Origin of the sequence: Spirillospora sp. NPDC048824 (genome assembly GCF_043198455.1) — a bacterium.
In the GTDB taxonomy this organism is placed as follows: Bacteria; Actinomycetota; Actinomycetes; order Streptosporangiales; family Streptosporangiaceae; genus Spirillospora.
This window is the reverse complement of record NZ_JBICUS010000002.1, coordinates 326,402-345,240: the sequence shown is the minus strand read 5'-3', so window position 1 is coordinate 345,240 and position 18,839 is coordinate 326,402. Positions and strand designations below refer to the sequence as shown.

Here is an 18,839-nt window from a genome sequence, read left to right as displayed (position 1 = left end):
GCGCGTCCGGGGCCCGGATCCCCGGGCGGCGGGCGTCTCACAGGTTGCCGCGGCGCTCCTGCTCCCGCTCGATCGCCTCGAACAGCGCCTTGAAGTTGCCCTTGCCGAAGCCCAGCGAGCCGTGGCGCTCGATCAACTCGAAGAACACCGTCGGCCGGTCCTGGACGGGCTTGGTGAAGATCTGCAGCAGATAGCCGTCCTCGTCCCGGTCGACCAGGATCCGGCGCTTCTGCAGCTCCTCGATCGGGACGCGCACCTCGCCGATGCGCTCCCGCAGCTCCGGGTCCTCGTAGTAGGAGTCGGGGCTCTCCAGGAACTCCACGCCCGCGGCCCGCATCCGGTCGACCGTGGCGAGGATGTCACCCGTGGCGAGCGCGATGTGCTGCACGCCCGGCCCGCCGTAGAACTCCAGGTACTCGTCGATCTGCGACTTGCGCCTGCTCTCCGCCGGCTCGTTCAGCGGGAACTTGACCTTGCGCGTCCCGTCCGCGACGACCTTGGACATCAGCGCCGAGTACTCGGTCGCGATGTCGTCGCCGACGAACTCGGCCATGTCGGTGAACCCCATGACACGGTGGTAGAAGTCGGCCCACTCGTCCATGCGCTCGACGTTGCCGACGCAGTGGTCGATCGCCTGGAAGAACCTTTCGCCCGGCTCGACGACGGGGCCGGCGGGGGCGTATCCCGGCAGGTACGGGCCGGTGTAGTTGGAGCGGTCGACCAGCGAGTGGCGGGTCTCGCCGTAGGTCGCGATCGCCGCGACCGTCACCTTGCCGTGCTCGTCCTCGAAGACCTGCGGCTCCTGCACGCCCGCGGCGCCGTTCGCGAGCGCGTGCCGGTAGGCGGCCTCGACGTCGGGAACCTCGAGCGCGAGGTCGACCACGCCGTCGCCGTGTTCGGCGATGTGCCGGCCGATCTCCGTTCCCGCCTTCACCGGACCCCGGAACACGAACCGTGCGCCGCCCGACTCCAGTACGTGCACCGACTCGTCGGGGCTGCCGTTCTCCGGGCCGCGGTAGGCGACCCTGCGCATGCCGAACGCGGTCGAGTAGTAGTGCGCCGCCTGCTTGGCGTTGCCGACGGCGAAGACGACGGCGTCCATGCCCTTGACCGGAAACTCATCCATGCCACCCAATCTGGACAGGCGCCTACAAGCTGCGCAAGAGTGTCTTAAAACACTGGGCAATCTGTACAGTGAACCGCGATACCGACCGGTCGCCCTGTACATGGTGACCATGACCGCCGGAGGGTGGCATGCCGATCGACGAACTGGACGGCCGGCTCATAGCGTTGTTCACCGCCGAACCCCGCGTCGGCGTCCTGGAGGCGTCCCGGCGGCTGGGGGTCGCGCGCGGCACCGTCCAGGCACGGCTGGACCGGCTGTCCCGCGACGGCGTCATCGCAGGCTATGGCCCCGAGATCGACCCGGCCGCGCTCGGCTACGGGGTGACGGCGTTCGTGACGCTGCAACTGCGGCAGAGCCGGGGGCCGGGGCAGAGCGGGCACGACCCCGTCGCCGCGCGGCTCGCGCAGGTGCCCGAGGTGATGGAGGCGCACACCATCACCGGCCCCGGCGACATGCTGTGCCGTGTCGTCGCGCGCAGCAACGCCGACCTGCAGCGCGTCATCGACGTGATCGTGGACGTGGCGGGCGTGGAACGGGCGTCCTCGGTGATCTCGCTGGCCACCCAGGTCCCCTACCGCACCCTCCCGCTGGTCCTCGCCGCGGCCGGCGCCTGACCCGGGGAACACCCCCCGAACTGAACCGGGGACGGAGTGCCCGGCAGCACCCCGTCCCCACAGGCTCTCGGACGTCTCCGGAGGCTACGCGGCCCCGTAGGGGGTGGCGTCGAGGATCTCGACCGTCATGCCGCGGCCGTTCGGCAGCGAGTAGGTGGCCTTGTCGCCCACCTTCTTGCCGTTGATGGCGGCGCCGAGCGGCGACTTGGGCGAGTAGACGTCGATGGGAGCGCCGACCTCCTCGCGGGAGGCGAGCAGGAACGTGACCTCTTCGTCGTCGCCCTCGAACGAGACCGTGACGGTCATACCGGGGCCGACGACGCCCTCGGTGCGCGGCGCCTCGCCGACGCGCGCGTTCTCCAGGATGCCCTGAAGCTGGAGGATGCGGCCCTCGATTTTGCCTTGCTCCTCCTTGGCCGCGTGGTAGCCGCCGTTCTCGCGCAGGTCGCCTTCCTCCCGCGCCGCCTCGATCTTCTGAGCGATCTCGATGCGGCCCGGGCCCGACAAATGCTCCAGCTCGGACTTGAGCCGGTCGTACGCCTCCTGGGTCAGCCAGGTGACGTTGTCAGCGCGGGTCTCGGTCACGGGTACTCCTCATCCACATGTTGCGATCTAGCCCGCCCGTGGCAGACGGGTGTTACATCGACATGAAGTGCGGCCGGGTGAAACCTCTAGCCTATCCGGTGTGTGCGGGTAAAGGTTCCCTGAACTCGGCGTCTGCAATCCGCCAATCGTATTTTGGCATTCACCCGGCGTATCGGCGGCCAGGTGGCCGCGGCCGGCGCCGATACCGGTCGGGGCCGGATGGTGCCGGGCCGGCGCGTCAGACCACGCGGCAGTCGCGGATCCTCGCCCCGGTCGCCCGCCGCGCCGTCTGCAGCGTCTCCGTCCCCTTCATGCCGGACGTCCCCACCGGCACGACCACCTCTTTCGCCGCGAGCACCTCGAAATTCTTGTCGAAGGCGTCGACCGTGCAGCGCACCTCGTCGTCCTCTCCCTTGGCCACCTGGAAGTTGATCTCCACCGAGGTGTCGGTGATGTCATAGGTGACCGTTTGCGCCGCGATCCCGGGCGTCTGCCCGGTGTTCATCGCGAGGATCCCGAAACCGCCCGCGGCCAGCGCCACCAGCACACCGATGACCACCAGCCCGAGCCGGCCCTGCCGGGGCCCTGCGGGAGCCGCTGTCTTCGGCACGCTCGTCGTCATGGCGGGGAATCTCCGTGCGGTGTGCGGACGTTGTCAGGGACAATTCTCGTCTGTCATGGCGCGTGCCTCGAACCGGGGTCCGCTCATCACGGCCCGACAAGGAGATCCCCAGGTGTCCGAGGTCATCGACGGTACGACGCTCGAACGACCCTGCGGCGGCGACGAGCCGCTGCGCCTCATGGCGGTGCACGCCCACCCCGACGACGAGTCCAGCAAGGGCGCGGCCACGATGGCCCGGTACGTCGCCGAAGGCGTCGAGGTCCTCGTCGTCACCTGCACGGGAGGCGAGCGCGGCGACATCCTGAACCCGGCGATGGACCGTCCCGAGGTCAAGGCCGACATCGGCAAGGTCCGCGAGGCGGAGATGGCGCGGGCCCGCGAGATCCTCGGCGTCCGGCAGAGCTGGCTCGGCTTCGTCGACTCCGGGTTCCCCGAGGGCGACCCGCCGCCGCCGCTTCCGGAGGGCTGCTTCGCGCTGGAGCCGCTGGAGAGCGCCACCGAACCGCTGGTGCGCGCCGTCCGCGACTTCCGCCCGCACGTGATGCTCACCTACGACGAGAAGGGCGGCTACCCCCACCCCGACCACGTGAAATGCCACGAGGTGTCGGTGGAGGCGTTCGAGGCCGCGGGCGACCCGGACCGCTACCCCGGCACCGGGGAGCCCTGGCAGCCGCTCAAGCTCTACTACCACCTGACCTTCAACAAGGAACGCATCCTCGCCCTGCACAACGCGATGGAGAAGGCCGGCCTGGAATCCCCCTACAACGACTGGATCAAGCGCTTCGACGAGGAGAGCGACAAGCGCGCGAAGTGGGACGTGACCACCCGCGTCCCCTGCGCCGACCACTTCGAGACCAGGGACCGCGCCCTCCTCGCCCACGCCACCCAGATCGACCCCAACGGCTTCTGGTTCGTCGTCCCGCTGGACGTCCAGCGCGAGGCATGGCCGACCGAGGACTACCATTTGGCCAGGTCCCTCATCGACACCGAACTGCCGGAGGACGACCTGTTCGCCGGCATCCGGGAGAAGGTGTGTCTGTAGTGCTCTCGCTCACCGCAGTGCAGGTCGGCGCCATCCCGCTCAACGACGACACGGTCAGCCCGGGCTTCCTGGGGTTCGCGGTCTTCCTCGCGCTCGTGGTCGCGACCGTCTTCCTCATCCGCTCGATGGGCAAGCAGATGAAGAGGATCCAGGCGCCCCGGGAGGCCGACCTGGTGCAGCAGGAGTGGGAGCGCGCGGAGGCGGAGAAGGCGGCGAAGTCCAAGGCGCCGCCAGCCGACGAAGCCTGACCTGCGGCTCGGTTGGATCCGGCCGCGTCCGGGGAGGACCCTCGACGTGCGTGTGAACTTCGAGGACTCCGACCGGGACGCCGCGCTCCACCGCGCCCTCGACGGCCATCTCGCCGCCGCGGCCGCCGGCGAGGGGGACATCGAAGCCGAGGGCCTCGCGCTCCTGGAACGGGAACGCTGGAGCGAGGCGGCCGAGGTCCTCGAAGAGGGCCTGCGCCTCGCCGTCCAGGGCGGCGACCGCCACGCCGTCCTGGTGGCCCGCCACAACCTCGCCCGCGCACTGACCCGGACGGGCGACACCGGCCGCGCGATCGAGCTGCTCGGCCCGCTCCCGGACGAGTTCGCCGCCCTCCCCGAACCCGACCAGGCCAACCGCGCCCGCGCCCTGTCGAGCCTCGGCGAGGCGTACCTGCGGGCGCGGCGTCCCGTCGCGGCCATCAACTTCTTCGGCCAGGCCCTGGAGATCCTCCGCAAGGAGAACGCCGTCGACCAGCAGGCCGGAATGTTCGTCCACATCGCCGACGCGGCCCGGCAGCGGGGCGACCACGCAGCCGAGGGCGCCGCACTGGACCGCGCCGTCGAACTCTACGAGTCCATTCCCAGCCCCGAGGCCGCCCCCCTGGCCGAACGCCGCGCCACCCTCGCCCGCTGACGCGAGTGGAACCCCGAGCGCCGGCGACCGGAGCGAGACGCGTGCCGCGCGGCCGGGGGGTTCGGGGGGCGCCCCGAGGGCTCAGGCCTTGCCGTGGTCCCAGCTGACGACCTTGTCGGGGTCCATGATGACGAGGACGCGCTTGGCCAGCGCCTGCTCGATGCCCTCGGCGATGACGGGGTCGACCGGGGCGCCCATCTCGGGGACGGGCAGGCCCGCCATGCGGGAGCCGACGACCATGCCGACCTTGCTCCTCGGCTCGGGGTCCTCGATGACGAGGCCGCGGCCGTAGAGGGCGACGCCGCGCAGCTCGTTGTACTCCACGCCGTCCTCGACCAGGCACGTCATGGTGGGGTTGCGGCGCAGGTTCAGCACCTTCTGCGATGACTTGTACGTGGTGAAGGCGATCTTGCCGTCGAGCAGCGCGTAGAACATCGTCACCAGGTGCGGCTCGCCGTCCTTGCCGACCGTGGCGACCTGGACCTTGAAATTGGAGGCGAGGTAGGACGCCACCTCGTCCGGCGTCATCTTGATCTTCTCGCGCTTGCTGCTTCCGGCCAACGGGCCCTCCCTGATGCTGCTCGCCTGCGACGCGCCCACAATAACCAAGCGCTTGCAACGGCTCGGTACCGGCACCATGGGGGGATGTCGGTACGCGATCTGATCGTTCTCGGCTCCGCCAGCGCCGTGCCCACCAAAACGCGCAACCACAACGGCTACCTGCTGCGCTGGGACGGCCACGGCCTGCTGTTCGACCCGGGCGAGGGCACCCAGCGGCAGATGACGCACGCCGGGGTCTCGGCCACCGACGTGACCTGGATCTGCGTGACCCACTTCCACGGCGACCACTGCCTCGGCGTGCCCGGCGTCGTCCAGCGCATCGCCCGCGACGGCGTCGAGCACCCGGTGGACGCGGCGTTCCCGGCGAGCGGCGGACGCTACTGGGAACGGCTGAGGAACGCGGCCGTCTTCCGCGACACCGACGTGATCCGCGAACGGCCCGTCTCGGGTGAGCGGATGCCGCTCGACACCGGCGACGCCCCGTTCACCCTGGTCGCGCGGCGGCTGTCGCACCCCGTCGAGGCGTACGGGTACCGGCTGGAGGAACCCGGCGGCCGGACGATGCTGCCCGCCGAACTGGCCGCGCGAGGCGTGCGGGGGCCGCTGGTCAGGCGGCTCCAGGAGGAGGGCCGGGTCACCGCACCGGACGGCCGGACGGTCACGCTCGAGGAGTGCAGCGTCCCCCGTCCCGGGCAGAAGTTCGCGTTCGTCATGGACACCCGCCTGTGCGACGGCGTCCGGGAACTGGCCGACGGTGTGGACATGCTGGTCATCGAGTCCACCTTCCTGCACGAGGACGCCGCCCTGGCCGCCGAGTACGGCCACCTGACCTCGGTCCAGGCGGCGGCGGTCGCCGCCGAGGCCGGCGTCCGGCACCTGGTCCTGACGCACTTCTCGGAGCGGTACCGCGCCGAGGACGAGCCGCGGTTCACCGGCGAGGCGTCCGCCGTGTTCGACGGCGACATCACCCTCGTTCACGACCTCGATCGCATTCCGATGCCACCGCGCCGCCTAACCGCATCGCGAGGTGGGCAGGACACCCAGCATGGCTGATGAAGTCGATGTCGTCGTGATCGGTACGGGCCCAGGGGGAGAGGACGCGGCAGGGAGGCTGGCCGAGGCGGGCCTGTCCGTCGTCGCCGTGGAGTCCCGGCTGGTGGGCGGCGAATGCCCGTACTACGCCTGTGTGCCCACGAAGATGATGGTCCGCGCCGCCGGCCTCCTGGCCGAAGGCGGCCGCGTCCCGGGGATGGCGGGCGGTTCGGCGGTCCGCCCCGACTGGGCCCCCGTGGCGGCCCGGATCCGCGACGAGGCGACCGACTCGTGGGACGACAAGGTCGCGGCCGACCGCCTCACCGGCAAGGGCGCCGAACTCGTCCGGGGCGAGGGCCGCATCACCGGCCCCCGCGAGGTCACGGTGAACGACCGGGTCTTCCACGCCCGCCGCGGCATCGTCCTCAACACCGGCACCGCCCCCACGGCCCCGCCCATCGACGGCCTCGCCGGCACCCCGTTCTGGACGAACCGCGAAGCCGTCAAGGCCACCGAGGTCCCCGAGTCGCTCATCGTCCTCGGCGGAGGCGTCGTCGGCGCCGAGATGGCGCAGGTGTTCTCCCGCTTCGACAGCCGCGTCACCGTGGTCGAGGCCGCCGACCGCGTCCTCGTCAACGAGGAACCGGAGTCCAGCGCCGTCCTCCGCGACGTCTTCGAACGCGAGGGCATCGGCGTCCGCACCGGCGTGAACGTCACCGCCGTCACCCACGAGAACGACGAGTTCAGCGTGAACCTCGGCGAGGAGACCCTCGGCGCCGAGCGCCTTCTCGTGGCGACCGGCCGCCGCCCCAACCTCAAGGGCCTCGGCCTGGAGAACGTCGGCCTGGACGAGAACGCCCGCCAGATCCAGGTGGACGGCCACATGCGCGCCGCCGACGGCGTGTGGGCGATCGGCGACATCACCGGCCTGGGCCAGTTCACGCACGTCTCCATGTACCAGGCGGCCATCGCCGTCCGCGACATCCTCGGCCAGGAGGGCTCACCCGCCGTCTACCGCGCCGTCCCCCGCGTCACCTTCACCGACCCCGAGATCGCGTCCGTCGGCCTGACCGAGGCCCAAGCCCGCGACCAGAACCTCCCCGTCCGCACCGGCATCGCCAAGCTCCCCGAGTCGGCGCGCGGCTGGATCCACAAGGCCGGCAACGACGGCTTCATCAAGCTCGTCGAGAACACCGAATGGGGCACCCTCGTCGGCGCGACCGCGGTGGGCCCGTCCGGCGGCGAAATCCTCGGCGCCCTCGCCGTCGCCGTCCACACCGAGGCCCCCACGACCGCCCTCCGCGAAATGATGTACGCCTACCCCACCTTCCACCGAGCCATAGAAACCGCCCTCACCAACCTCACCGACTGATCCCGGTCAGGGGGAGTGAGGCGGCAGCCGGATCGGGCAGGATCGGTGGCATGAACCGGCTCAAGGACGCGACAAGCCCGTACCTGCTGCAGCACGCCGGCAATCCAGTGGACTGGTGGGAGTGGGGCGGCGAGGCGCTCGCCGAGGCGCGACGGCGAGATGTCCCAGTTCTCCTTTCTGTCGGATATGCGGCTTGCCATTGGTGTCATGTGATGGCGCATCAGTCGTTCGAGGACGACGGGACCGCGCGGATCATGAACGAGCTGTTCGTGAACATCAAGGTGGACCGGGAGGAACGTCCGGACATCGACGCCGTCTACATGGAGGCGACCCAGGCCATGACGGGCCAGGGCGGGTGGCCGATGACGGTGTTCATGACGCCGGAGGGGCATCCGTTCTACTGCGGGACGTATTTTCCGCGGGCGCAGTTCCGGGCGTTGCTGCAGGCCGTCCACAAGGCGTGGACGGAGCAGCGGGACGACGTGGTCGGGCAGGGGCAGCAGGTCGTCGCGGCGCTCACCTCGCGGGATTCGGGGCTGGCGGGGACGCGGGCGCCCGGTGAGGAGATGCTCGCCCATGCGGTGAAGGTGCTCGCCGGGTCGTACGACGCGGTGCGCGGCGGGTTCGGGGGTGCGCCGAAGTTCCCGCCGTCGATGGCACTGGAGTTCCTGCTGCGGCACCATGCGCGGACGGGTGATGAGGAGTCGCTCGCGATGGCGGGGCACACCCTGGAGGCGATGGCCCGGGGTGGGCTGTACGACCAGCTCGGAGGTGGTTTCGCCCGGTACTCGGTGGACGCGCAATGGGTCGTCCCGCATTTCGAGAAGATGCTCTACGACAATGCGCTGCTGGCGCGGGTGTACGCGCACTGGTGGCGGCTGGCCGGGTCGCCGTTCGCGCGGCGGGTCGCGCTGGAGACGTGCGACTGGATGCTGCGTGACCTGCGGACGAACGAGGGCGGCCTGTCGTCCGCCTTGGACGCCGACAGTGAGGGCGTCGAGGGCAAGTACTACGTGTGGACGCCGGAGCAGCTGCGTGAGGTGCTCGGTGATGAGGACGGGGCGTTCGCGGCGAGCCTGTTCGAGGTGACGGGGACGTTCGAGCACGGGGCGTCCGTCCTGCAGCTTCTGCACGACCCCGAGGACGTTGAGCGGTACGAGCGCGTGCGGACGGCTTTGTTGTCGGCGCGCGCGCACAGGGTTCCTCCGGCTCGGGACGACAAGGTCGTCGCCGCGTGGAACGGGCTCGCGATCGCTGCGCTGGCCGAGTGCGGTGCGTTGTTCGACCGGCCGGACCTCGTCCGCGCCGCCGAGGAGGCGGCGCGGCTGCTGGTCGATGTGCATGTGCGGGACGGGCGGCTTGCGCGTACGTCCAAGGACGGGGCGGCGGGCGCGAACGCCGGTGTCCTGGAGGACTACGCCGATGTGGCCGAGGGCCTGCTCGCCCTGCACGGTGTCACGGGGGATCCGCGTTACCTGCGGCTGGCGGGCGAGTTGCTGAACACCGTCCTGGAACGGTTCGGGGACGGGTCCGGCGGGTTCTACGACACCGCGGACGACGCGGAGCGGCTGTTCCGGCGTCCGCAGGACCCGACGGACAACGCGACGCCTTCGGGGCAGTTCGCGGCCGCGGGCGCGCTGCTGTCGTTCTCGGCTCTCACCGCGTCGGACCGGCACCGGCAGGCCGCCGAGGCGGCGCTCGGCCCGGCGGGGACGCTGGCCGACAAGCACGCGCGGTTCGCGGGCTGGGGGCTGGCCGTCGCAGAGGCGCACGCGACGGGCCCGGTGGAGATCGCGGTGATCGGCGACCGGGACGATGAGCGCACGCGGGCTCTGCACCGGACCGCGCTCATGGCGGTCGCGCCGGGCGCGGTGGTGAGCGTCGGCCCGCCGGACGCGGAGGGCGTCCCGCTGCTGGAGGGGCGCGGTCTCGTGGACGAGGTGCCGGCGGCGTACGTGTGCCGAGGGTTCGTCTGCCGGCTGCCCGTGACGTCCACGTCGGAGCTGACCCGCGAACTACGTGCGCAATTGGACTGAGGGTCCACTTTGTGGCAGTGTGACCTTGATCTCGTCGTCGCTTGGTGTTACCACTGAGTAGCAGGGCTTGAGCTGACCCTATGGGGCGCGGCAGGCGAGGGTGGCGGGTGGTCCGGCCGGGTATCTGGACGATGGCCCGCCGACTGAGTCATAGTCGTGTCTCAGGCCGGGCCGGGATGCGGGCAGGGCGACCGTCGAGGGAGTGTGGCAGTGGGAAAGCCGAACCGCCGGATTCTACCGACGATCATCGGCATCTCCCTCGTCACGACCCTCGCCGCCAACGTCGCGGTCCTGGTCGCGCGAGGCGGCGACGACCCGGAGACCACGACGCCCGGCGAGCAGCGCGCCCGGTACGTGGCGGCGTCCGGCAGCACGAGCGTGTCGCCCGCCGCGATCACGCCGCTCGGCAAGCGGCTCACTCCGCACGTGCTGGTCGCGGCGTCCTCCACGCTTCCCGCCGACCTGGTCCAGAAGGTCCGCGGCGCCAAGGGCGTGAAAGGCGTCGAGGTCGTGGACGCCGTGCAGGGCATGGTCGCCGGCAAGCAGGTCGGGCTGATGGGCGTCAACCCGTCCACGTTCCGCAACTACACGCCGAAGCCGACCGCCAAGTCGGATGCGCTGTGGCGCAACGTGGCGTCCGGCGACGTGGCGATCTCGTTCACGATGGGCCACGACGGCGGCGTCCAGCTCGGCAGCCAGGTCCCCGTCGGCGGCAAGCTGGAGCAGTCGCGGCTGCGCGTCGGCGCGTACGCGACGATGGGCATCAGCGACGTCGACGCCGTCATCTCGCACTCCACCGCGCAGGCGCTCGGCATGCCCACCGGCAACGCGATGCTGATCAGCGTCCCGAAGGCCGAGCCGAAGACGTTCATCAAGAAGCTCGGCAAGGTACTGCCGAAGGGCGCCAAGGCGGTCGCGGTCAACCCGGAGATCGACTTCCCGGCGGCCGGCGACGTGCCCACCGCGGACGGCCAGGTCATGACCGCCCAGCAGGTGCGGACCGTGATCAAGGCCGCCTACACGCGGATCGACTGGCCGTACGTGTGGGGCGGCGAGTCCGAGGCCGAGGGCGGCTACGACTGCTCCGGCCTCATGCAGTACGCGTTCGCCAAGGCCGGGATCCGTCTGCCGCGAGTCGCCGCCGACCAGGCGCGGACGGGCTGGGTCATCCCCTACAGCAAGGCCGAGCCGGGCGACATGCTGATCTGGGCCAACGACCCGACCGCGCCGGGCTACATCTCGCACATCGCCCTCTACCTGGGCAAGGGCAAGATGATCGCCGCCCCGCGCAGGGGCACCGTGGTGCAGGTCCAGGACGTCTACACCCGCAACATGCGCGGCGCCGTCCGGGTCAGCCCCAAGCTGCTGGCCTCCAGGAACCGGTGAGCGGCTACAGCGGGCAGCCTCGGCTCAGGAACTCCAGGTCGTGGTCGATGACGTCCGCCAGGCCGTTGCCCGGGGCGTCCAGCCACCGGTAGATCGCCCCCTGTAGTACGCCCAGGACGGCCCAGCAGAACGCTTCGACGGCGGGGTCGCCGCGGCGCCTTCCGGTGCGTTCGGAGACGAGTTCCGTCAGCACGGCGTGGGTGCCCTTGCTCATCGACTCGAACATGCGCGCCCGGACGGCGGGGATCTCGGCGGCCAGCCGCATCCGGGTCCTGATGACCTCCAGGTCCTCGTCGAACATCTGCGGGAGGATCTCGCGGAGCGTGGCGCGCAGCGCCTCCAGGGGCGGCAGGTCCGCCGGCTGGTCGCGGAACACCTCCGCCATGATCGGGTCGTACTCGTCGGTGATGACGACGTCTTCCTTGGTCGGGAAGTAGCGGAAGAACGTGCTCGGCGAGATCTCCGCCGCCGCCGCGATCTGCTCGACGGTGGTCGCATCGTAGCCCTGCTCGCCGAAGAGCCGGAGCGCGTGAGCCTGGACGGCCCTCCGGGTCCTCAGCTTCTTGCGCTCGCGCAGCGGGAGCCGGGAGAGCCGGTCCTGCAGCCGGTCGATCGGATGCTCAGGGTTGGACGTGCTCATGTGCCGATTCTCCGGCATCGGCGGCAGGAGCCGCATCTTCGCGCGCGTCCGGCTGGAAGGCTGGCATAACGCGTCCTTGGGATGTAATTTTGATTACATGGATACGAGTGAAGCGGCGGAGCAGCTACGCGGGTGGTTCTCCGGACGGCTGCCCGAGGAGTGGTTCGAGGGCCCGCCCGACGTCGTCCTCGACCGCGAGGAGGTCAGCGTCGTCGGCCGCCTGCCCGAACCCGCCGCCGCGGCGGAGGCGTCCGGGGCGGAGCGGGCCGGCGTGATCGCCGGGCACATCCAGCGCTTCCGCGAGGAGACCCGCGAGCGTCGCATCCGCATCGCCCGCGAAGCCGAGCACCGCTTCGGCCACAAGGTCTCCTGGGGCGCCGAGTGCGGCGGCGAGCGGGAGATGTTCACCACGCTGTCGGTACCGGTCATGACGCGGCTGCGGCAGCCGGAGCGACGCGTCCTGGACACCCTCGTCGAGGCCGGGGTCGCGCGCAGCCGCAGCGACGCGCTCGCCTGGTGCGTGCGGCTCGTCGGCAAGAACACCGACGAGTGGCTCGCCGAACTGCGCACCGCGCTGCAGTACGTCGAACGCGCCCGCGCCGCCGGCCCGCAGGCCTGACCGAGGACCCCCGCGCCGCGCCACCGCGCCACCGCGCCACCGCGCCACCGTCCGGCGTCCGGCGTCCGGCCGCGATCATTACCGGATCTCGATGATCACCGGGTGTGATCATGGGGCCTGCCTCGCCTACTGTGCCTGGAAGGCCGTCATGGAGGCGGACGGGACGCGGCGAGGGGGTGGCCGGCGGTGAGGGGGCTGCGCTGCCTGGACGGCTCCGACCTCGCGGTCGTGCCGGTCGCGTCCCTCGACCGCGGCGGCACCCCGTTCGAGGTCACGCTGGAGCTGTGGCGCGACGGCGACTCGTTCGGCGCCGTGGGGGAGCGATGCGGCTACTTCCTGGCCGGCCTCGCCGCCCGGGTGGCCGCCGCCCGGGCCGACGGTTCGCCGCAGGCCGCCCGCTGGCCCGATCCCGACGACCGGTTCCCCGATCCGGCCCCCGGCGACCCGGCCCGCGAACCCGAGCTGTTCGCGTTCCGGTACCGCGACCGCGGTGACGTGGTCAGCACCGGCGAACTGCGCTGCGCGCTCCGCACGTCCTCGATGTGGGTCGGCCGCCAGCAGTCCGCCGCCGGGCGATGGCGTGTCGCACGGCGGGCCGTCCTGGAGGCGTGGGGCGCGGGCGGGCGGGGCGTCCGCGCCGTGCTCACCTCCGCCGACCTGGCCCGCTTTCTCGCCGATGTGCTCGCCGAGGCGGAGCGGGCCGGAGCGGGCCGGAGCGTCCGCCCGGCGCCACCCGCGCATTGACCCGGCGTCGCGGAGCGGAGAGGGCGGAACCGGGAAGGCGGAACCGGAAGGCGGAAGTGGGAAGGCGGAGCGGAGAAGTACGAACCTCGGGCCATAATTGAGCGTCTTTCCGTCAGAGACGGTCGCTCGAAGGGAAGCCCACATGGGGGTTCGGCGTACGGGAAAGCCGCGCGGGATGCCGCGCGGTGTTCGGAGGGACGGCGTGCGCCGCCGCCCTTCCGAGGGGGGACGGCTCACCACCGCCGTCCGCCGCAGCGGCCCGTACGCGGCCGTCCGCGATGCCGTCTACCGGATGTACGAACGCCGGGTCGAGGCGTCGCTGCCGACCGACGTCACGCCGCGGCACGTCGGCGTGATACTGGACGGGAACCGGCGCTGGGCCAGGGCGATGGGCCTGGCCGACATCAACTCGGGGCACCAGCGCGGCGCCGCGAAGATCTCCGAGTTGCTGCAGTGGAGCGCGGAGGCGGGGGTCGAGGTCGTCACCCTGTGGCTGCTGTCCACCGACAACCTGAACCGCCCGGCGGTCGAGCTGGAGCCGCTGCTGGAGATCATCGAGAACACCGTCGGCAAGCTCGCCGCCGACGGCTGGAACGTCAAGCCCGTCGGCGCCCTCGACCTGCTGCCCGATAAGACCGCCCGCGTCCTTAAAGATGCGGGTGAGGCCACATCTGGTGCTCCCGGCCTGATTGTGAACGTCGCCGTTGGGTATGGAGGTAGGCGTGAGATCGCTGATGCGGTGCGCTCTCTGCTCGTCGAGCAGGCGAGCCGTGGCACCAGCATCGAGGAACTCGCCGAGTCCCTCGACGTGGAGCACATCGCGGAGCATCTCTACACGCGCGGCCAGCCGGATCCGGACCTGGTCATCCGCACCTCGGGGGAGCAGCGTCTCTCCGGCTTCATGCTCTGGCAGAGCGCCCACTCGGAGTTCCACTTCTGCGAGGTCCACTGGCCGGACTTCCGCAAGGTGGACTTCCTCCGGGCGATGCGCTCATACGCCGCGCGGCACCGGCGCTTCGGTTCCTGACCGCCGACCTCCGATCACCGCTCCCGGCCGTTCCCCGAGCGGGGGGACCGGCCGCGTGGGGGCGTGCCGCTTCCGGGGGGACCGTTCCCCGGGCCCTGCGGGGCAGTGCGGCCGGGGCCGTCGCGCCACCGGTACGTCCCCCATAGTCAGGGAGATCGAGTGGCCACAACCTCCGCGCGCCGTCCCGGCAACCCCTCCGAGAACACCTCCGGAAGGAACGTTCCGGGTGTTTCCGGCGGGTGTGGGGGGTCGTCCCCCCACAGCGAATCGGACCGGCGCACGTACGTCCTCGACACCAGCGTCCTGCTCGCCGACCCGGGGGCGATGACCCGGTTCGCCGAGCACGAGGTCGTACTCCCCATCGTCGTCATTTCCGAGCTCGAGGCCAAGCGTCACCACCCCGAGCTCGGGTACTTCGCCCGGCAGGCCCTGCGCACGCTCGACGACCTGCGCCTGCGGCACGGCCGGCTGGACGAGCCCGTGTCGGTCGAGGGGCCGCACGGCGACCAGGGCGGCACGCTCCGCGTCGAGCTGAACCACTCCGACCCGAGCGTCCTGCCGGACGGTTTCCGGCTCGGCGACAACGACACCCGGATCCTGTCGGTGGCGGCGTGGCTGGCCCACGAGGGCCGCGACGTCGTCCTGGTCTCCAAGGACCTGCCGATGCGGGTGAAGGCGTCCTCGGTCGGCCTGGCCGCCGAGGAGTACCGGGCGGAAATGGCGGTCGTGGAGTCCGGCTGGACCGGAATGCGCGAGCTGGAGGTGCCCGCGAACCTCGTCGAGGAGATGTTCGAGACGGGCACCGCGGACATGGAGGAGGCGCGGGACCTGCCGTGCCACACCGGGCTGCGGCTGCTGTCGGAGAAGGGCTCGGCCCTCGGCCGGACGCAGCCGGACAAGTCCGTGAAGCTGGTGCGGGGCGACCGGGAGGTGTTCGGGCTGCGCGGCCGCTCCGCCGAGCAGCGCATCGCGCTCGACCTGCTGATGGACGAGGACGTCGGCATCGTCTCGCTCGGCGGGCGGGCGGGCACGGGCAAGTCGGCCCTCGCCCTGTGCGCGGGCCTGGAGGCCGTGATGGAGCGCGGGTGGCACCGCAAGGTCGTGGTGTTCCGCCCGCTGTACGCGGTCGGCGGGCAGGAGCTCGGCTACCTGCCGGGCACGGAGAACGAGAAGATGTCGCCGTGGGGCCAGGCGGTCTACGACACCCTGTCGGCGGTGACCACACCGGAGGTCATCGACGAGGTCGTGGACCGTGACATGTTGGAGGTCCTGCCGCTCACCCACATCCGCGGACGTTCGCTGCACGACGCGTTCGTGATCGTGGACGAGGCGCAGTCGCTGGAGCGCGGCGTGCTGCTGACCGTCCTGTCGCGGATCGGCACGGGGTCGCGGGTGGTGCTGACCCATGACGTGGCGCAGCGCGACAACCTGCGGGTCGGACGGCATGACGGTGTCGCGGCGGTGGTGGAGCGGCTCAAGGGGCATCCGCTGTTCGCGCACGTGACGCTGACGCGGTCGGAGCGGTCGCCGATCGCCGCCCTGGTCACCGACATGCTCGGGGACGTCGGGGCCTGAGAGGAGTTCGCAGCGAACTCCGGCGGCCGATGCGCCGCCGGGGTTCGCCGTGGTCGGGTTCGCGCCGCCGGGGCATCGCCGGAATCTCTACGGAAAGTGATCGTTAAACCCCGTACCGTAGGTTTGTGGCGAAGGTCACATTCGCTCACCCGATGATGAAGATCCCCTGGTCCCGCGGGGTTTCGGCAATGTTCCGGTCAAGTTGACACGTGTCTCACCCGCAGCAATTGTCTCGTTTCGGTTGCGGAGCATCCCTCGGCCTCAGGCATTGTGGCTCCCCGTAAGCACCCCCCGGAAGGTGCCGGGCCCGAGCGCGTCCCCCTTGAACACGCGCGACGGACACGGCGCCCGCCCGGGTCCGGAGACCGCCCCGCCTGCGGGCGGCCGGCCGGACCGGGGGTGGAAACAGTTCGCCCGCGTGCCCATGCGCGTGCGACCGTCGGAAGGGCCGCCTTGTACGGAGACCGTCCCGGGTCCCCTAGGCGAGACGAACGACAGAGCTTTGCCCCCGAGGAGCCGTGGCCCGCCGCGGCCGCCCCACAGAACCCGGCCCAGGCGCCCTACCCGTTCGCCGCCGCGCCCCAGCCCACGGCGCCCCAGCCCGCGGTCGCGCAGCCGGAACCGTACGGGGACGACGTGAGGGTCGCCGGCGACGACCGGACCCGCGTCGGCACGTCGGCCGGTGACACGCTCGGCTTCCAGGCCGCCCCGGCCCCCCAGGCCGCGCCGCCCCACGCCGGCGCCCCCGCCGGGGCCCCCCGCGACGAGGTCGCGTCCGGTCACCGCGCGCCGCGCGGCGCCGCCTCGCGGGGAGGCGCCGGCAGGCGCAACGGCATGCGGGTCGCCGCGGTCCTCGCGGGCGCCGCGGTCGCCGTCGGCGGCGGCGCCGTCGCGGCGTTCGCGCTGACCGGCGGCTCCGGCGACGACGGGGCGACCGTCAAGCCGACCCGGCAGCCGGCGGACGCCGCGCCGAAGGTCGACCCGAAGGTCCTGGAGGAGCAGAGGCGCAGGCTGGCCCTGGAACGCGCCTCCCGCGAGACCCGCGCGGACGACGGCAAGGGACCGGCCCTGCGCCCGAAGGGCGAGCCGCTCCCGACCAAGAAGCCGGAGAAGAAGAAGGACGACGGCGGTGGCGGCGGCGGCCCGTCCGGCGACCCGGTCCCGGCCGGTGAGGCGCAGGAGATCGCCAAGAAGCTGATGCCGAGCTTCGGCTTCACCGGCGACGGCCAGTTCGGCTGCCTGGTGAAACTCTGGAACAAGGAGAGTCACTGGAACGTCCACGCCGACAACCCGTCGTCGGAGGCGTACGGCATCCCGCAGGCCAATCCCGGCTCCAAGATGGCCACCGCTGGGCCCGACTGGCAGAACAACGCCACCACGCAGATCAAGTGGGGTCTCGGCTACATCAAGAACCGCTACGGCACTCCGTGCGGCGCGTGGTCGCACTCCCAGAACGTCGGCTGGTACTGAGTCGACTGAGTCGCGGACGCGTCCCAGGCGCCGTGTGAGGCCCTGGGGCGCGCTGGACGTCATGTCACGACGAGCCCGTCATCCCGAGCACGTCGAGGGCCTCGTCCAGTTGCTCGACGCTCAGTCTCCCGTCGTCCACGTAACCGCGCTCCAGCACGACCTCGCGGATCGTCCTGCGTTCCCTGAGCGCCTGCTTGGCGACCTTCGCCGCCTCCTCGTAGCCGATGTAGCGGTTCAGCGGCGTCACGATCGACGGCGACGACTCGGCGTACTCGCGCATCCGCTCCACGTCCGCCTCGATGCCGTCCACGCAGCGGTCGGCGAACAGCCGCGACACGTTCGCCAGCAGCGTGACCGACTCCAGGACGTTGCGGGCCAGCATCGGCAGCATCACGTTCAGCTCGAAGCTGCCGGACGCGCCGCCGAACGCGATCGCCGCGTCGTTGCCGATGACCTGCGCGGCGACCTGCGTGACCGCCTCGGGAAGCACGGGGTTCACCTTCCCCGGCATGATCGACGAACCGGGCTGCAGGTCCGGCAGCCGGATCTCGGCCAGCCCGGTGCGCGGCCCGGAGCCCATCCAGCGCAGATCATTCGCGATCTTGGTGAGGCTCACCGCCACGGTGCGCAGTGCGCCGCTCGCCTCGACCAGGCCGTCCCGCGCGCCCTGCGCCTCGAAATGGTCGCGGGCCTCCGTCAGCGGCAGCCCGGTGACCCGCGCGATCTCCGCGATGACGCGGCCGCCGAAGCCGTCCGGGGTGTTGATCCCGGTGCCGACCGCGGTTCCGCCGAGCGGCAGCTCCGCCAGCCGGGGCAGGACGGCCTCCAGCCGTTCCACGCCGTGCCCGATCTGCGCCGCGTACCCGCCGAACTCCTGGCCCAGCGTCACCGGCGTCGCGTCCATCAGGTGGGTGCGGCCCGACTTCACCACCGCCCGGAACTCGTCCGCCTTGCGTGCCAGCGCGTCCCGCAGATGGCGCAGCGCGGGGATCAGATCGTTCAGGACGGCCCCGGTCGCCGCGATGTGGATGGACGACGGGAACACGTCGTTGGACGACTGAGAGGCGTTCACGTGGTCGTTCGGGTGCACGGGACGGCCGAGCCGCTCCGCCGCCAGCGTCGCCACGACCTCGTTGGCGTTCATGTTGGACGACGTCCCGGACCCGGTCTGGAACACGTCGATGGGGAACTGGTCGTCCCACCGGCCGTCCGCGACCTCCCGCGCGGCGTCGGTGATCGCGCCCGCGAGGTCCTTGTCGAGCACGCCGAGTTCGGCGTTCACCGTCGCCGCCGCGGCCTTGATCTGGCCCAGCGCGGCGATGTGCGCGGCCTCCAGCGTCCGTCCCGAGATCGGGAAGTTCTCCACCGCGCGCTGCGTCTGCGCCCGCCATTTCGCCGCCGCCGGTACCCGGACCTCACCCATGGAGTCACGCTCGACCCGGAACTCCTGCTCACCCATGGCACGCCACCTCCGAACCGGAAACCATC

At 71.4% G+C, this 18,839-nt stretch carries 19 protein-coding genes; 13 read left to right on the top strand and 6 right to left on the bottom strand.

Features of this window, described 5'->3' with window-relative positions; translation table 11 throughout:
* Positions 1–37 precede the first annotated feature (37 nt).
* Positions 38–1,126 carry a 4-hydroxyphenylpyruvate dioxygenase gene (gene hppD, locus ACGFIS_RS05080; protein ID WP_392900290.1) on the bottom strand — a complete coding sequence of 363 codons (1,089 nt, stop codon included), beginning with the start codon at positions 1,124–1,126 and terminating at the stop codon, positions 38–40.
* 128 nt (positions 1,127–1,254) lie between these two features.
* Here hppD and ACGFIS_RS05075 point away from each other — a divergent pair, with 128 nt between their 5' ends.
* A complete protein-coding gene (locus ACGFIS_RS05075; RefSeq protein WP_392900292.1) occupies positions 1,255–1,740 on the top strand; it encodes an Lrp/AsnC family transcriptional regulator in 486 nt (161 codons plus the stop codon).
* A gap of 84 nt (positions 1,741–1,824) precedes the next feature.
* On the opposite strand, the gene greA is transcribed toward ACGFIS_RS05075, so the two are convergent.
* The gene (greA, locus tag ACGFIS_RS05070) at positions 1,825–2,325 is read right to left on the bottom strand and encodes a transcription elongation factor GreA (RefSeq protein WP_358461839.1); all 501 of its coding nucleotides are present in this window, start codon (positions 2,323–2,325) and stop codon (positions 1,825–1,827) included.
* Between the two features lie 238 nt (positions 2,326–2,563).
* Positions 2,564–2,947 (bottom strand): DUF4307 domain-containing protein, encoded by a 384-nt coding sequence (locus ACGFIS_RS05065; RefSeq protein ID WP_392900296.1) that lies wholly within the window; start codon positions 2,945–2,947, stop codon positions 2,564–2,566.
* A 178-nt stretch (positions 2,948–3,125) separates the two neighbouring features.
* Here ACGFIS_RS05065 and mca point away from each other — a divergent pair, with 178 nt between their 5' ends.
* The 3 genes from mca to ACGFIS_RS05050 are packed head-to-tail and all read left to right on the top strand — an operon-like array spanning position 3,126 to position 4,889.
* Positions 3,126–3,989, top strand: a complete 864-nt coding sequence (mca, locus tag ACGFIS_RS05060; RefSeq protein WP_392901431.1) for a mycothiol conjugate amidase Mca — start codon at positions 3,126–3,128, stop codon at positions 3,987–3,989.
* Positions 3,980–4,237, top strand: a complete 258-nt coding sequence (locus tag ACGFIS_RS05055) for a hypothetical protein (RefSeq protein ID WP_392900299.1) — start codon at positions 3,980–3,982, stop codon at positions 4,235–4,237. The genes mca and ACGFIS_RS05055 overlap by 10 nt, the downstream gene beginning before the upstream one ends.
* A 46-nt stretch (positions 4,238–4,283) precedes the next feature.
* Positions 4,284–4,889 (top strand): tetratricopeptide repeat protein, encoded by a 606-nt coding sequence (locus ACGFIS_RS05050; protein WP_392900302.1) that lies wholly within the window; start codon positions 4,284–4,286, stop codon positions 4,887–4,889.
* 81 nt (positions 4,890–4,970) lie between these two features.
* Here the strand turns inward: ACGFIS_RS05050 and ACGFIS_RS05045 are convergent, their stop codons facing one another.
* The gene (locus ACGFIS_RS05045) at positions 4,971–5,450 is read right to left on the bottom strand and encodes a pyridoxamine 5'-phosphate oxidase family protein (RefSeq protein WP_392900305.1); all 480 of its coding nucleotides are present in this window, start codon (positions 5,448–5,450) and stop codon (positions 4,971–4,973) included.
* Positions 5,451–5,534: 84 nt separating this feature from the next.
* Between ACGFIS_RS05045 and ACGFIS_RS05040 the strand changes: the two genes are divergently transcribed.
* The 4 genes from ACGFIS_RS05040 to ACGFIS_RS05025 all read left to right on the top strand — a co-directional run bounded on the left by ACGFIS_RS05040 (position 5,535) and on the right by ACGFIS_RS05025 (position 11,276).
* Positions 5,535–6,503, top strand: coding sequence for a ribonuclease Z (locus ACGFIS_RS05040; protein WP_392900308.1), 969 nt, complete (start codon positions 5,535–5,537; stop codon positions 6,501–6,503).
* The gene (locus tag ACGFIS_RS05035; protein WP_392969635.1) at positions 6,496–7,854 is read left to right on the top strand and encodes a dihydrolipoyl dehydrogenase family protein; all 1,359 of its coding nucleotides are present in this window, start codon (positions 6,496–6,498) and stop codon (positions 7,852–7,854) included. Before ACGFIS_RS05040 ends, ACGFIS_RS05035 begins: the two co-directional genes overlap by 8 nt.
* A gap of 50 nt (positions 7,855–7,904) precedes the next feature.
* Positions 7,905–9,890 carry a thioredoxin domain-containing protein gene (locus tag ACGFIS_RS05030; protein WP_392969632.1) on the top strand — a complete coding sequence of 662 codons (1,986 nt, stop codon included), beginning with the start codon at positions 7,905–7,907 and terminating at the stop codon, positions 9,888–9,890.
* Positions 9,891–10,100: 210 nt separating this feature from the next.
* Positions 10,101–11,276: a C40 family peptidase gene (locus ACGFIS_RS05025; RefSeq protein WP_392900317.1), complete on the top strand. Its 1,176-nt coding sequence runs from the start codon at positions 10,101–10,103 to the stop codon at positions 11,274–11,276.
* Between the two features lie 4 nt (positions 11,277–11,280).
* Here the strand turns inward: ACGFIS_RS05025 and ACGFIS_RS05020 are convergent, their stop codons facing one another.
* Positions 11,281–11,916 (bottom strand): TetR family transcriptional regulator, encoded by a 636-nt coding sequence (locus ACGFIS_RS05020; protein WP_392969629.1) that lies wholly within the window; start codon positions 11,914–11,916, stop codon positions 11,281–11,283.
* Positions 11,917–12,013: 97 nt separating this feature from the next.
* Between ACGFIS_RS05020 and ACGFIS_RS05015 the strand changes: the two genes are divergently transcribed.
* The 5 genes from ACGFIS_RS05015 to ACGFIS_RS04995 all read left to right on the top strand — a co-directional run bounded on the left by ACGFIS_RS05015 (position 12,014) and on the right by ACGFIS_RS04995 (position 17,351).
* Positions 12,014–12,535: a hypothetical protein gene (locus ACGFIS_RS05015; protein ID WP_392900322.1), complete on the top strand. Its 522-nt coding sequence runs from the start codon at positions 12,014–12,016 to the stop codon at positions 12,533–12,535.
* 186 nt (positions 12,536–12,721) lie between these two features.
* Complete coding sequence (locus ACGFIS_RS05010; protein ID WP_392900324.1) at positions 12,722–13,279, top strand: hypothetical protein; 558 nt, start codon at positions 12,722–12,724, stop codon at positions 13,277–13,279.
* Positions 13,280–13,481: 202 nt separating this feature from the next.
* Positions 13,482–14,306: an isoprenyl transferase gene (locus ACGFIS_RS05005; RefSeq protein WP_392969626.1), complete on the top strand. Its 825-nt coding sequence runs from the start codon at positions 13,482–13,484 to the stop codon at positions 14,304–14,306.
* Between the two features lie 159 nt (positions 14,307–14,465).
* Entirely contained in the window at positions 14,466–15,881 is a 1,416-nt protein-coding gene (locus ACGFIS_RS05000) for a PhoH family protein (protein ID WP_392900329.1), read from the top strand.
* Positions 15,882–16,517: 636 nt separating this feature from the next.
* Entirely contained in the window at positions 16,518–17,351 is an 834-nt protein-coding gene (locus tag ACGFIS_RS04995) for a lytic transglycosylase domain-containing protein (RefSeq protein WP_392969623.1), read from the top strand.
* 64 nt (positions 17,352–17,415) lie between these two features.
* On the opposite strand, the gene ACGFIS_RS04990 is transcribed toward ACGFIS_RS04995, so the two are convergent.
* Entirely contained in the window at positions 17,416–18,810 is a 1,395-nt protein-coding gene (locus tag ACGFIS_RS04990) for a class II fumarate hydratase (RefSeq protein ID WP_392969620.1), read from the bottom strand.
* Between the last annotated feature and the right edge of the window lie 29 nt (positions 18,811–18,839).

Bases quoted from the DNA above. Each gene is read 5' to 3' on its own strand.
- ACGFIS_RS04990 (WP_392969620.1), bottom strand. From the start codon at position 18,810: ATGGGTGAGCAGGAGTTCCGGGTCGAGCGTGACTCCATGGGTGAGGTC.
- ACGFIS_RS05075 (WP_392900292.1), top strand. From the start codon at position 1,255: ATGCCGATCGACGAACTGGACGGCCGGCTCATAGCGTTGTTCACCGCC.
- ACGFIS_RS05020 (WP_392969629.1), bottom strand. From the start codon at position 11,916: ATGAGCACGTCCAACCCTGAGCATCCGATCGACCGGCTGCAGGACCGG.
- ACGFIS_RS05035 (WP_392969635.1), top strand. From the start codon at position 6,496: ATGGCTGATGAAGTCGATGTCGTCGTGATCGGTACGGGCCCAGGGGGA.
- ACGFIS_RS05015 (WP_392900322.1), top strand. From the start codon at position 12,014: ATGGATACGAGTGAAGCGGCGGAGCAGCTACGCGGGTGGTTCTCCGGA.
- ACGFIS_RS05030 (WP_392969632.1), top strand. From the start codon at position 7,905: ATGAACCGGCTCAAGGACGCGACAAGCCCGTACCTGCTGCAGCACGCC.
- hppD (WP_392900290.1), bottom strand. From the start codon at position 1,126: ATGGATGAGTTTCCGGTCAAGGGCATGGACGCCGTCGTCTTCGCCGTC.
- mca (WP_392901431.1), top strand. From the start codon at position 3,126: ATGGCGGTGCACGCCCACCCCGACGACGAGTCCAGCAAGGGCGCGGCC.
- ACGFIS_RS05040 (WP_392900308.1), top strand. From the start codon at position 5,535: ATGTCGGTACGCGATCTGATCGTTCTCGGCTCCGCCAGCGCCGTGCCC.
- ACGFIS_RS05065 (WP_392900296.1), bottom strand. From the start codon at position 2,947: ATGACGACGAGCGTGCCGAAGACAGCGGCTCCCGCAGGGCCCCGGCAG.